The organism is Halalkaliarchaeum desulfuricum, assembly GCF_002952775.1.
Classification (GTDB): domain Archaea; phylum Halobacteriota; class Halobacteria; order Halobacteriales; family Haloferacaceae; genus Halalkaliarchaeum; species Halalkaliarchaeum desulfuricum.
In genome coordinates, this window is sequence record NZ_CP025066.1 from 3,300,201 (window position 1) to 3,313,120 (window position 12,920).

General features: G+C 60.0%; 13 protein-coding genes and 2 pseudogenes. 9 read left to right on the forward strand and 6 right to left on the reverse strand.

Going from position 1 to position 12,920, the window contains the following annotated elements; all coding sequences use genetic code 11:
- Positions 1-16 precede the first annotated feature (16 nt).
- Both AArcSl_RS16515 and AArcSl_RS16520 read right to left on the reverse strand, forming a co-directional pair.
- Positions 17-1,156 (reverse strand): SPFH domain-containing protein, encoded by a 1,140-nt coding sequence (locus AArcSl_RS16515; protein WP_119821579.1) that lies wholly within the window; start codon positions 1,154-1,156, stop codon positions 17-19.
- A gap of 87 nt (positions 1,157-1,243) precedes the next feature.
- Entirely contained in the window at positions 1,244-2,446 is a 1,203-nt protein-coding gene (locus AArcSl_RS16520; protein WP_119821581.1) for a helix-turn-helix transcriptional regulator, read from the reverse strand.
- A 142-nt stretch (positions 2,447-2,588) separates the two neighbouring features.
- On the opposite strand from AArcSl_RS16520, the gene AArcSl_RS16525 reads away from it, so the two are divergent.
- Positions 2,589-2,780 (forward strand): DUF7554 family protein, encoded by a 192-nt coding sequence (locus AArcSl_RS16525; protein ID WP_119821583.1) that lies wholly within the window; start codon positions 2,589-2,591, stop codon positions 2,778-2,780.
- Positions 2,781-2,808: 28 nt separating this feature from the next.
- Complete coding sequence (locus AArcSl_RS16530; protein WP_119821585.1) at positions 2,809-3,405, forward strand: 2'-5' RNA ligase family protein; 597 nt, start codon at positions 2,809-2,811, stop codon at positions 3,403-3,405.
- Here the strand turns inward: AArcSl_RS16530 and AArcSl_RS16535 are convergent, their stop codons facing one another.
- Positions 3,406-4,149 (reverse strand): DNA polymerase sliding clamp, encoded by a 744-nt coding sequence (locus AArcSl_RS16535; RefSeq protein ID WP_119821587.1) that lies wholly within the window; start codon positions 4,147-4,149, stop codon positions 3,406-3,408. It lies immediately after the preceding gene.
- Positions 4,150-4,277: 128 nt separating this feature from the next.
- Positions 4,278-4,847 carry a CDP-2,3-bis-(O-geranylgeranyl)-sn-glycerol synthase gene (locus tag AArcSl_RS16540; RefSeq protein ID WP_119821589.1) on the reverse strand — a complete coding sequence of 190 codons (570 nt, stop codon included), beginning with the start codon at positions 4,845-4,847 and terminating at the stop codon, positions 4,278-4,280.
- A gap of 844 nt (positions 4,848-5,691) precedes the next feature.
- Between AArcSl_RS16540 and AArcSl_RS17530 the strand changes: the two are divergent.
- The 6 genes and pseudogenes from AArcSl_RS17530 to AArcSl_RS16565 all read left to right on the forward strand — a co-directional run.
- A pseudogene (locus AArcSl_RS17530) lies at positions 5,692-7,218 on the forward strand (LAGLIDADG family homing endonuclease); the annotation flags it as partial.
- A gap of 6 nt (positions 7,219-7,224) precedes the next feature.
- Positions 7,225-7,755, forward strand: a pseudogene (locus AArcSl_RS17535) (GTPase); the annotation flags it as partial.
- 5 nt (positions 7,756-7,760) lie between these two features.
- Complete coding sequence (locus tag AArcSl_RS16550) at positions 7,761-8,201, forward strand: DUF2073 domain-containing protein (RefSeq protein ID WP_119821591.1); 441 nt, start codon at positions 7,761-7,763, stop codon at positions 8,199-8,201.
- A gap of 9 nt (positions 8,202-8,210) precedes the next feature.
- Positions 8,211-8,948 carry an OapC/ArvC family zinc-ribbon domain-containing protein gene (locus AArcSl_RS16555; protein ID WP_119821593.1) on the forward strand — a complete coding sequence of 246 codons (738 nt, stop codon included), beginning with the start codon at positions 8,211-8,213 and terminating at the stop codon, positions 8,946-8,948.
- Between the two features lie 236 nt (positions 8,949-9,184).
- Positions 9,185-10,363 carry an aspartate kinase gene (locus tag AArcSl_RS16560; RefSeq protein WP_119822055.1) on the forward strand — a complete coding sequence of 393 codons (1,179 nt, stop codon included), beginning with the start codon at positions 9,185-9,187 and terminating at the stop codon, positions 10,361-10,363.
- 22 nt (positions 10,364-10,385) lie between these two features.
- Positions 10,386-11,033: an HAD family hydrolase gene (locus tag AArcSl_RS16565; protein WP_119821596.1), complete on the forward strand. Its 648-nt coding sequence runs from the start codon at positions 10,386-10,388 to the stop codon at positions 11,031-11,033.
- Between the two features lie 51 nt (positions 11,034-11,084).
- On the opposite strand, the gene AArcSl_RS17845 is transcribed toward AArcSl_RS16565, so the two are convergent.
- The gene (locus tag AArcSl_RS17845; RefSeq protein ID WP_119821598.1) at positions 11,085-11,174 is read right to left on the reverse strand and encodes an adenosine deaminase; all 90 of its coding nucleotides are present in this window, start codon (positions 11,172-11,174) and stop codon (positions 11,085-11,087) included.
- A gap of 93 nt (positions 11,175-11,267) precedes the next feature.
- Here AArcSl_RS17845 and AArcSl_RS16575 point away from each other — a divergent pair, with 93 nt between their 5' ends.
- Positions 11,268-11,753, forward strand: coding sequence for a hypothetical protein (locus tag AArcSl_RS16575; protein ID WP_119821600.1), 486 nt, complete (start codon positions 11,268-11,270; stop codon positions 11,751-11,753).
- A gap of 18 nt (positions 11,754-11,771) precedes the next feature.
- Here AArcSl_RS16575 and AArcSl_RS16580 read toward each other — a convergent pair whose 3' ends face one another.
- On the reverse strand, positions 11,772-12,611 hold the full coding sequence (locus tag AArcSl_RS16580; protein WP_119821602.1) for a proline dehydrogenase family protein: 840 nt from the start codon (positions 12,609-12,611) through the stop codon (positions 11,772-11,774).
- Positions 12,612-12,920 lie beyond the last annotated feature (309 nt).

Genomic DNA, 12,920 nt, shown 5'->3' on the forward strand with positions numbered 1-12,920 from the left:
AAAAGGATCGGCGTTCTCAGGACCGTTCGACGTCGGGAATGATATCCTCCTCGTCCGGACGCGCCTCGCCTTCGGCGGTTGGAACGTCCCCGCTTGTCCCACCGATCTCCAGGGACTCCAGCTCTTCGAGCGCGGCTTCGATGTCGTCGAGCCCGAGCATTTTCTCGGTTTCGGCGTCGAACTCGAGGGCGTCCAGCGCTTCCATCTCCTGGACGTCGGCGCCCGACAGCTGCTTGCCGTACCGGCCGACGAGGCTGGTCAGCTCCTGGGGCAACACGAACGTGGTGGACTCGCCTTGACCGATCGCTTCGAGGGTTTCCATACCGCGTTCGATGATGGCGCGTTCGCCCATCGCCTCCGCGGACCGGGCTCGAAGCACCGTCGAGATCGCGTCACCCTGGGCTTCCAGGATCTGGCTCTGCTTTTCACCCTGCGCCCGGATGATGTTGGACTGTTTGTCACCCTCGGCCTTCTCGACGGCGGAGCGGCGTTCACCCTGTGCCTCGAGGATCATCGCCCGGCGACGGCGCTCGGCGGAGGTCTGTTCTTCCATCGCCCGCTGGACCTCGCGGGTGGGGTTGACCTCGCGGACCTCGACGGATTCCACGCGGATCCCCCACTCGTCGGTCGGCTCGTCCAGCTCCGTCCGGATCTTCGCGTTGATCGTCTCCCGACGGGAGAGCGTGTCGTCCAGTTCCATGTCCCCGATGACCGCACGCAGCGTCGTCTGTGCGAGATTCGAGACGGCCTTCTTGTAGTCGTCGACCTCCAGGAACGCCTTCTTGGCGTCCATCACCTTGATGTACACCACCGCGTCCGCCGTCACCGGCGAGTTGTCCCGCGTGATCGCCTCCTGAGTGGGGACGTCCAGCGTCTGTGTCCGCATGTCGAACGGGTACGTCCGCGAAACGAACGGCGGAATCACATGAAGTCCGGGAGCGAGCACCTGGCGATACTCTCCGAAGATCGTGAGTGGCCGGCGTTCGTACGCCTCGACCACCTCGAAGGCGCTCATCAACGTGATCGCCGCGAACAGGACGAACAGGATTCCCACCCCGACGAGGAGGTCACCCAGGAGGACGGCGTAACCGAGCGCGAGGACGCCGAGGAACGCCACGGCACGCTTGAGGCTGTCAGGAGCGCCCGTTGCGCTCATCCGCCCCAGCTTGCGAAGGAAACTCATACCTGGATATCGGGTCGCGGGCTCTTGGGCGTTTCCCCGTCGAAACCGACGAGTCCCGGATTATCGTTCGTCCCGATCCGGCTGGTCGTCCTCGTCGGGGAGTTTGAGGACGTTCTCCCGACCGAGCCGGAAACTCTCGAGTTTGCCGTCCTCGCGAAGCGAACCGACCACCTGGCTCGTCCGGGCGTCGGTCCAGTCCATCTCCTGAACCACCTCCTGCTGTTTCATCCGCCCGCCGTGCTCCCGGAGGAGTTTCAACACTCGCTCTTCGGGGCTCAAAAGCTCCTCGCCCGGTGCCGTGGGTACCGCCCGGTCCGCGTCGTCTTCGTCCGCCTCTGATCCCGCGGCAACAGCGGCGTCGGACGCTCCGGCGCCGGCAGCCGCGTCGGACGCTCCGGCGCCGGCAGCCGCGTCGGACGCTCCGGCGCCGGCAGCCGCGTCGTCCCCCGGCTCGTCGATTCCGGTCGTGTCGACGGCTCCACCGCGGCGACGGAGATAGACGAACGTCACGGCGACGATCGCGATCGCGATCACCCCGGCGATGACAGCACTCGAGATCGGCGTCTCGCTGGGGTCGGTGGGATCGATCGGCTCCGACGGTGTCGCGGCGATCGTCACTCGCGGTTCGTCACTCGAGAAGTCGAACGGTCCGTCCCAGGTCGCGCTCGTCGGCGTCGACCTGGTCGGTTCGGGACTCACTTCCGTCGCCTCGTATCCGTCCGGCCAGGCGAGGACGAACCGGCTGTCGCCGTCGAGGAACAGCCCGGAGATCGCATCACCCGCCAGGATCGTGTCGTCCTCGACGGCAGCGAACCCGCCCCAGGTGAACGAATACACCACCACTCCGTACTCGCGAGCAAGCGTCTGTCTGTAGGTGTCGACCGCGACGTCCGAGACAGACATCTCCCGGCCGGTCGACTCCTCGGCGGTTGCGACGGTCGACTCCATTCGCTCGCCGAACCGGTCGACGTACGGCGTCTCGTTTTCCGCGATCTCCGTTTCTAGTTCCTCGAACGCCGTCTCGCTCTCCTCATCCGCCAGAAGGAATCGGTATTCGACGGTCCAGACCGCGTCCCCGTTCTCGTCGATGTCGGCCTCGAGGAGGATGTCGTCCGCGTCGGCGTCGTCGGTCTGGAAGAACGGATCGTCGAAGGCGGTCGTCCCTGGACCTGCGATTCCCGGACCGGCGAACGCGACCGTCAGCCCCACGACGGCGACGCTCACCACCAAAACGAACACCAGCGACCGGTTTCGCCAGTCCATGTATACCGGTGATTGTGCCCCCCGAGGAGAAAGTCGTTATCATCTGCGACAACTTCCTGCACGGTTCTCGCTGTTTATCGTCGTTTTCGGGAGAATTCACATTCGACACAGTCTTTTTGTCCCCGACGAAACGAGGGTTCATATGGATCTCCGCAGCGCAATCGAGGTCGAGACCCTCCTGAAGATCGTGCTGGGACTGGTCGTCGTCTGGCTCGTGCTCGAGGTGCTGGGCGCGGTCCTCCGGATCACCACGGCGTTCTTCCGGCTTTTGACGCCCGTGATCGGACTGGTTATCGTCATACTCATCGTGCTGTGGTTGCTCGACCGGATCTGAGTCATGGATCGTACCGCCGGATAGTTCGATGTTCAGCCTCAACGTCCCGTTGCCGTCCGCCGTCGATCGCCTGGCAGAGCGGCTACGGCCGGAGCTGGACCGGTTCGATCGGATCCGTGAACGACGTACCCTCGTCTGCAAGCGGCTCGGCGTCGACGTTCTCTCGGATCCACACCGTCCGCCCGAAAAGGACGCCGCGCTCTCGGAGCTCCGATCGGAACTCCGACCCCTGGTTCGCGGTACCGGACCGTTTCGGGTGGAGATAACGGGGATCGACGCGTTCCCAAAGCCGACCGCGGGCCCGGGGCCGGTCGTGTACCTCGCCGTCGAAAGCGAACCACTGATCCGGCTCCACTGGCGGCTCGTCCGGGCCTTCGGCGGGGTCGAGGGGATCGAGGGCGACGCATACGTCCCTCACGTGACGCTGGCGCGTGGGATAGAAAACGGATCGAACGGGTTCAGTCCCGGATCGAACGAATTCGCCCGACATGGCGGGCCGGACGTCGAACGCGAACTGGAGCGGTTGCGGTCGGCCGCCGGCGAGATCCACGTCGAGTGGCAGGTCGACGAACTGGAGTTGTGGGATCCGGAGTTCCGGGAGGCGGCGGGCCGAATTCGGCTGTGATCAGTCGCTCTGGATCCGGGGAGCGAGCATGTAGGTAACCTGACCGAGCCCCTCGGAGAACTCGTAGTGGAGTTTGACCGGGAACTCCTCGCCGAGTTCGACGACGACTTCCGCATCGCCCGGGATCGCCTTGTTCATGTCCTTGAGATAATCGAGCGAGAACAGCGAGTCCGCGGGGCCGACGGTGAGATCGATGAGGTCCTCGGTGGTGAGTTCGAAGTCGACGTCGTCGGTATCGCCCTCCGCTTCGATGTAGAACGCCTCGGTGTTTTCCTCGACACGCAGCCGAATGTGGTCGCTGACCATGTCGGAGGCCTTGATACCCCGGTCGAGCTGTGCTCCCTCGAGAACGATCTCCGCGGGAAGATCCAGGTCGGGAATGTCCGGCTCCTGTCGGATCGCGTCCGGATCGATGAGCGCGAGGGTGTAGGAGAGCCCGTCCATCTGGATGTGGAGCTTCCGGGTCTCCTCGTCGAGTTCGAGCTGAATTAGATCGTCGCTGTCGGCCATGCCTGCGATGTCCTCGAGACGGTTGAGGTTGACGCCGATGACGCCCCCGTCCGCTTCGTAAGACTCGAATGCGGCGGCTTCGAGGGAGAGATCGACCATACCGACGTTGGCAGGATCGACCGCCCGAATGGAGAGTTCGTCCTCGTTCAACCGGATCTTGCACTCGTCGACCAGCACGCTCACCGAGTCGAGCGCGTCCCGGAGCGTGGACGCGCTCACGATGGCCTTGAACATATGGGAAGTGATACGGCACCTCGCATTAAAAACCACCCGTTTCCTGCCCGTTTCGAACGGATCCACACCGAATCCGACTCGAATCCGAACCAGGTTGAACGGGGAGTTCAGCCGCGTTTTGGCCGTATTCACCAGGGCTCGTCTTTCAGTCCAATACGGTACGCGAGAACGTTCGTTCCGACGTGAAGCACGGGGGTGATGATCAGCACTGCGAGAACGATCGCGACGGAGAAGGTGTCGAAAAACCAGTCGGTCGCGAACACCGCCGAAAGGACGAGTCCTCCGACGACGAAGTCGAGTTGGTCGAGACCCGGGAAGGCGGCGCCGCGTTCGCGTCCGGTACGACGCTTGAGGAACGAAGCGGCGATGTCGCCGACCATTGCTCCCAGCGCCAGCCCGAACGCGGCTGCGATCGGGAAACTCGGAAGTTCCACACCGACGACGGCGCCAATCGGCTCGACGACGATATTCAAAACCATCGCGAGGAGAACACCCGCGATCGTCCCGGCTGCGGTTCCACGCCAGGTTTTGCCGTCGCCGAGGACTCGTTTGCCGCCCCAGGTTGCACCGCCGTCGATCGGTCGACCACCGCCGGCGACCACAGCCACGTTGTTCGGTATGTATGCTGGTAACATTACCCAAAATGCGGTGACGACGACGGAGAACGTCGCGGCAACCGAGACGACGGTTCCGACCATATCGGAACGACGCAAGCGGGAGTAAAAGGGGCGACGGTTCAGGTCGAGACGGACTGTTATCAGTTGTTGGCAATGTGATCTACTTTATTCGGGTTGGAACGTGCAAACTACCGTTCCAGGTTCAACTGATCCGGATTTGCATATAAATCCTGGGAATATTGCCAACTACTGTTATGTTTCCAAGCGAGTGGATCCGAGCTCGATCCCCGAGCCTTTCCAACAATCACGTTTCCAACAATCACGTTTCCAACAATCACGTTTTCAACATTCTCGTTTTCAACATTCTCGTTTTTATCAACCTACCCCCCCACCCCTTCGTTTCGGGTGGAACACGAACAGAGGTGGGGCGGGGTGAAACGGTAATTGTATAGCGGTAGTTTTATACTATGGCATTCCAAACAATATCCGCAAACCTCTCCTCTCCACTATTTTCATAACGGTATTGTTTGTATGTAATAACGATATCCGTGTACGTTCCATTTTTCTCGCAGTCTATTCGTTCGTCTACACGGGGTCGTGTAGTTCCAGTCGAAACGAAGGGGTGGGGGGCATAGAAAGACACGGCAAGGTACCACTCGTCAACTATCGAGGATCGCGTAGTTCGAGCTACTTCGTCCTTCGTCGAAAATCTGTTTGACATTAAAACCTATTTGATATCATATACAAGACGTGTACAACGGTTCCGACTATACTACCACAAGGGCGTACGTAACCCATCCAATCAACAATCCGATAACGTGTGATTCCAGACACATGTCTGACGCAGATTTAAGTACGCACGGGGACGTCAATGCGGTATACGGTCACGTATCGACCGAAAGCGGAGGACCTCAGGAGGCCACGGATGGGACTGATAACGAACCTGAAAGACAGCATAACACGGGCCGCGGACCGACTGTTCTCGGAATCCGAGCCCAAACGAATCGGCATTTACGGTCCGCCTAACGCGGGGAAGTGCCTCGCAGCGAACGAGGAGATACTCCTTGCAGACGGCACGTATCGAAAAATCAGCGACGTGTTCGATTCGGTCGCTAGCGAAATCCCGGATGCGAACGACGTGAGTGATGAGCCACACGAGACGTGGCTCGAATGTGGTGATCGGGACGAAATCGATCTTCGTATCCCTGCGCTCAGTGAGGACCTCGAGTCGACGGTCGGGAACGTAACTCACGTGTTCCGGCAGCGATACCGTGGACCGATGTATAAAGTCGAAACTCGTATGGGTCGAGAAGTGACGGTGAGTCCGGAGCATCCTTTCGTATCGATTACCAAAAACGGCATCGAAAAACTCTCCGCAGAGGAGGTATCTGAAGGAACTTCAGTTGCGCTTTTATCATCGTACAGCATCTCTGGAGGAGTTCGATCTCAACTACCGCAGAATCCGAATCTTCGTGTCGATGGTGGCTGTGTCACGTATAGATCGAAATATCACAACCCCGCCTCGATCACATCCCGTGGTATAGATCCTGACATTGCTCGGTTTATCGCATTGACGTTATCAGAGGCTCAACATGACGAGAGATTCGTTGCGTTCTCGAATGAGAACGACGATCTCCGTACCGAGTATCAGCAGTATCTCACTCAGTTTGGCCTCGATGCGAAAGAGTACGAATATGAAAATAAAACGCCGGTCGTTCGGGCAAACAGCCGAAGCCTGATCGAGCACTTGAAACGGCTCGACTGTCCGCCTGCTGGATCGTCGGACAAATACGTACCAAAAAGTATCCTTACCGCAAGCGACCATACTGTTCGGGCGTTCCTGCGTGGAATATTCGATTGTGAAGGGAGCGTTCAAGGAGCAGATGGATCCAGTCGTGGCCGGTACGTCACCATGTCAAGTGCAAGCAGGGAGCTTTTGGTAGGCATTCAAATATTGCTTCTCCGCTTCGGTATTGTCGGAAAAATCCGTAAAAAGCCACATGATGATTCAACGTACTATGAACTAGTTATCGGTCGTAGCGAACAACATCGTCTGTTCCGTCGGTTCATCGGCTTCGATATCGACTACAAAAAAGAGCAACTAGACCGTCTCTGCGAGGCAGAATCTAACGCTAATATTCACACTCTCCCCATCATGCCGCTTCTTGAGGGGTCTCGGGAGGAGCTCGGCATGACTCAACAGGAGTTCTACGGGGATAACAAACATGTCGCTAGAATGCGACGGCGAAACCGGATTACGGTTGACCGTATCAAAGACATGGCTACCTGGCTCCCAGAGGGAGATAAAACGAGGCTTATCCACAGGTTGGCCGACAACGACGTTTACTGGGACGAAATAGTCTCGATCGAACAGATAGACTACGACGGCTACATTTACGATCTGACGGTTGCAGATCACCACACATTCACCACCCGGGACGGATTGGTCGTTCACAACACGACCCTCGCTAACAGGATCGCCCGCGACTGGACGGGAGACGCCGTCGGGCCGGAGAGCCACATTCCACACGAAACGAGGCGTGCACGCCGCAAGGAAGGTGTCGAGATCGAACGGAACGGGCGGACGGTGACGATCGACATCGTCGACACGCCCGGGGTGACGACGAAGGTCGACTACAAGGAGTTCCTCGACCACGACATGGAGAAAGACGACGCCGTCCGTCGGTCCCGGGAGGCAACCGAGGGGGTAGCCGAGGCGATGCACTGGCTCCGGGAGGACGTCGACGGAGTCATCTACGTGCTCGATTCGACGGAGGACCCGTTCACCCAGGTGAACACCATGCTGGTCGGGATCATCGAGTCCCAGGATCTGCCAGTGCTCATCCTGGCGAACAAGACGGACCTCGAGGAGTCACAGATACAGCGCGTCGCGAACGCCTTCCCACAACACGAGACGATACCGTTGTCGGCGCTGGAGGGAAGCAACATGGACGAAGTGTACGACAAGATCGCGGAGAAGTTCGGGTGATACAGATGCCCGAAGCAACACCTACCGACCTGGAACCCGTTCCCGGGGAACCGGACGGGACGAACGGAACCGACGGCGGCAACGGCAACGGCGTCAGGATCGACCTGATAAGCGGCGCCCGAATGGAGGGGTTGACCGGGATGGAGAAGATCCGGCTCATCCTCGACGGCGTCCGGGACGGAAACATCGTCATCCTCGAGGAGGGGCTTTCGCCCGACGAGGAGTCGAAGCTCATCGAGGTGACGATGACCGAGATCAGCCCGGACGACTTCAGCGGGATCGAGATCGAGACGTATCCCCGGGCGGAAACCACGAATCAGTCGATCCTCGATCGCATCATGGGGCGGGAATCGACGAAGAAACTCACCGTTATCGGTCCGGCGAACCAGATCGAGACGCTCCACAAGGACGAGAACCTCATCAGCGCGCTCGTCTCGCGGAAGTGAACGCCGGACATGCCTCACCAGTGCACCTCCTGCGGTCGGGTTTTCGCGGACGGTTCGAAAGAGATGCTTTCGGGTTGCCCGGACTGTGGGGGGAACAAGTTCCAGTTTCGTCCCTCGAGTGCAGTCGAAGACCAACGGAAATCCGCCACCCGAGACCAACGGAAATCCACCGCGGACCAGTCCCAATCCGTCGAGAGTGACAGTACCAAAAAACGGAAAGAACGGACCGAACGGAAAGAACCGATCGAACGGAAAGAACCGATCGAACGGAAAGAACCGATCGAACGGAAAGAACCGACCAGCGGACAGCAAGAGGAACCTTTCAACGACGGGGAGGTAGTCTCCTCCACGGAGCCCGATGATCCTCCGGAAGACCGCGCGCAGGCGGACGCTCGCTCCGGCGTGGTTTCCGAGGAGGAACTCTCAACGCTGGCAGAATCAACGAACACGGAGACCGACTCGCCCTCGGACGTGGAGACCGACTCGCCCTCGGATGCGGAAACCGGAACGGCCCCCGACAGGGAAGCCGATACGGAACCAGAGGCCGACGACTTCGACCGGCCGGACCTCTCACAGCTACGGGAGGAACTCAACAGCCAGTTCGAGAGCATCAAGATCATCAGCCAGGGACAGTACGAACTCAACTTGATGGAACTCTACGACCGGCAGGAGTACATTATTTCCCTGCAAGAGGACGGACGATACGTCATCGAGATGCCGGACGCGTGGGGACCGGAAGACGAGTGAATACCGCGGAAAATGGGCGATGAATCCCGTCGAGGTCTGATATCTGTTCTGCTGGCAACCGTTGATGAAGTGGACACAGTTATCCGCTTCCCCCTGCTACCGGGGCGCATGAGCACGTTTCACCTCCGTCATCGAGGGCTTCCGGTAGCGCCAGCCAGGGGCGTGGCCGAACGAAAAGCAGCGTCCACCGACCGAGTATCTGCAGGGGCGACCTCCCGAACCCGGGGTGAGTGTTGATGCGAGTCGTCGCGAAGTTCGGCGGAACCAGTCTCGGTAGCGGGGATCGGATCAACCGAGCCGCCGATTCGATTGCCAACGCCGTGCGTGAAGGCCACGAAATCGCTGTCGTCGCGAGCGCGATGGGATCGACCACCGACGAACTCCTCGAGGAGATTTCCTTCGAGACCGACGAGTCGGATCGCGCAGAGATCGTCTCGATGGGGGAACGCACCAGCGTCCGGATGCTCAAGGCGGCGCTTGCAGCCCGGGGGATCGACGCGGTGTTCGTCGAACCCGGGAGGGACCTGTGGCCGATCGTCACGAACGAACAGGGGGAGGTCGACGTCGAGGTGACCAAACGCGGGGTCGAAGCCCTCGCAGATAAACTCGAGGACGTGGTTCCGGTCGTCACTGGGTTCCTCGCGGAAACGCCGGACGGCCGCGTCACGACACTCGGGCGGGGCGGCAGCGACACCACCGCTGTCATGCTCGGCCGGTATATGAATGCCGACGAGGTCGTCATCGTCACGGACGTCGAAGGGGTTATGACAGGGGACCCCCACGTCGTCGAGGGCGCACGAAACGTCGGACAGATCACCGTCGACGAGCTCCGGAACCTCTCGTTTCGGGGCGCAGAGGTCATCGCACCGAGCGCGCTCGCGTACAAGACGGACGATCTCGACGTTCGGGTCGTGCACTACCAGCACGGGGATCTTCTCACGGGCGGGACACGCATCGAGGGCGCCTTCGAGAACCTGATCGACATGCGGGAGGAGCCGCTCGCGTGTATCACCGTCGCCGGGCGATCGATCCGAAACCGTCCGGGGATCCTGGCGGACCTCTCGCAGGCGCTCAGGACCGAGGACATCAACATCGATGCGGTCGCAAGCGGGATGGATTCGGTGACGTTCTACGTCGACGTCGAACGGGCTGAGGAGGCGGAGGCGCTCCTCCACGAGGAGGTCGTTCACGACAACCTGCTCTCGTCGGTGACCGTCGAGGACGACATCGTGGTCATCCGGGTGACTGGTGGAGAACTCCCGAACCAACCCGGAGTGATAAACGAGATCGTCGCCCCGATCGCGGAGGCGGGGATCAACCTCCACGACGTCATCACGAGCGCCACGTCGGTGGCGCTGTTCGTCGCCTGGGAGGATCGCGAGCGCACTCTGGAGATCGTCCAGGAGGAGTTTTGAGGCTCCCTTTCGAAGATCGCGCATGAGCTACGACACGGTTGTTTTCGACAACGACGGTGTGCTCACGGAGCTCACTCCACACGACGTGATCCGGGATGCAGTGCGGGAGACGTTCCGGGAGTTCGACGTCGATCCATCACCGGACGCCGTCGAAGCTCTCGTCGGGGATGACGCCGACGGGATTTACCGGGTTAGCGACGAACACGACATCGATCCCGAACTGCTCTGGTCTCGGCGGGAAGAAAACGCGGCCAGGGCTCAGCAGGAGGCGATCGATGCGGGAATCAAGGGAGTGTACGAAGACGTCGACGCGCTTCGGGAGTTCGATGCGACGAGGGGAGTGGTCTCGAACAACCAGCACGCGACGATCGAGTACATTGTCGAGACGTTCGACCTTCGAGACCTCTTTTCGGTCGCGATCGGACGGAAACCGACCCTCGACGGGTTCCGAAACCGGAAGCCGAATCCACACTATCTCGAGCGTGCACTCTCGACGATCGAGGCGAATTCGGCACTGTACGTCGGTGACAGCAACGTCGACGTGGTCGCCGCTCGGCGGGCAGGGATAGATGTCGCGTTTCTCCGCCGGGAACACCGGAACGGATACGAACTCCAGACCGAACCCACCTACGAGATCGAATCGCTCGCGGAACTCCCGGCACTCGTCTGATCGAACGAACTGATTCGTATCGCGGTCACGAGATCAGCGGGACTCTAGCGTTCATCCGAACGCGTACATCGCGAGGATGACCACGACGAGAAACGCGGATACTCCGACTGTACCTAAAACGACCTTGGTTGCCGTGCTCATACGTATCGCTCCGACGGCCGCCTTCTTAAAATCACCTCGTTCGATCGGCTCCACCAGACACTCTTAAAAGGTGTCCGACCGAAGACGTGTAGTATGCGAGTGCGTGACGCGGTCGAAGCAGACGCCGACGCGATGGCGACGTTGGCCGATCAGCCGGCGGACGTGATGCGGAACCTCGTTCACGACAGGACCGTCCGCGTCGCAGTCGATAAACCGGAAGAAAACGACGAATCGGAAGAAAACGACGAATCGGAAGAAAACGACGAATCCGAAGCGACGAGCGACGAATCCGAAGCGACGAGCAACGAAACCGATCACCCGTTACGTGCGATGGTTTCGTTCGACGCGGCTCAGGAGACAGTTCACGTCACCCAGTTTGCCGGAGATCTCGAGGCAGTCGAACGACTCCTGGAGGAACCGATCAGGTTCGCACGTAGCGAGGGGATGACCGTCGAGGCAATCGTCGCTGTCGGCGACGAAACGGGCAAAGCTGCAGTGGAAACCAAGGGGTTCAGCCGGGCGGGAGATGGACCTCGGTTCGACGGGGAACCGACGGTTCGGTACCGCCTGGAGGAATGATTCGGAGCCCCGTTCTCTTCACTGGCCGAGAATTGCCCGCACTGCGAACAGTGCGTTCTCCTTGCGTTCCCGCAGCCGGCGATAGAAGTAGGAGATCCACCTGTTTCCGTACGGGGCGTACTGCCAGACTTCGTATCCCTGGGCGGCGAGATCCCGCTGGGCGTCCTCGCGAACTCCCATCAGCATCTGGACTTCGAACTCCGTGCCGTGTTCGTCGTGGAGCCGTTTTGCATACGAGATCATCTCCGGATCGTGGCTCCCGATGCCGACACCGCGCTCGCGGTTCTCGAAGCAGTAACGAATCAACTCCTTGTACGCCTCGTTAACCCGCTGTTTTCCCTTATAAGATATCTCGGGATCCTCGTTGTACGCTCCTTTCACCAGGCGAAGTCGACCGGGTCGATCGACGATGCGTTCCATGTCGTCCATCGTCCGTTTGAGGTTCGCCTGGACGCACAGCCCAACGCCCCACGGATGGATGTCCATCGCCTCGTCGAACGCGTCCAGGGTCGCATCCGTGGTTGTCGCGTCCTCCATGTCACACCACACGAAGACGTCGTGTTCGGCGCCGGCCTCGACGATCCGGTGGTAGTTCTCCGTGAACACGTCGTCGCCGAGGTCGAGCCCCAGCTGGGATGGCTTCACGGAGACGCAGGCGTCCATCTCGGTTCCCGCGATGTCCTCGACCAGGTCGAGATACGTCTGCGTGTCCTCTTCGACGGGTTCGGGATCGTCGTAGTGTTCTCCCAGGAGGTTCAGAATAACTCCGACGCCGTCATCGTTCATCTGCCGGGTGTGTTCGAACGCTGCGGCCGGAGTTTCTCCGGCGACGAATCTGCCGGCGATGGGTGGCAGCATGACTCACCCTTTCCCGGCGGGGATAAAGAGCATACCGTTGTCTTCTCACAGTTCGAAAAACCGTTTCCATCTTTACCATGGTGTGCGATAACACCTATATACAACGCCCTGCGTTTAACCACGATAATTTGAACCGCGGGTATATCCCAGGGATTCAGAAACTCCCGGATATGGAACAGAGGCGTCGCCGCTCGGAAGTGGACCTGGATCCGGACACGGATGGGAACTCCGCCCCGGATTGAGGAGCAACTACAGAAGCGGAGGTTCGGAGTGGGGGGACACTCAAAGAAACGAATCGACGTTTCCTCC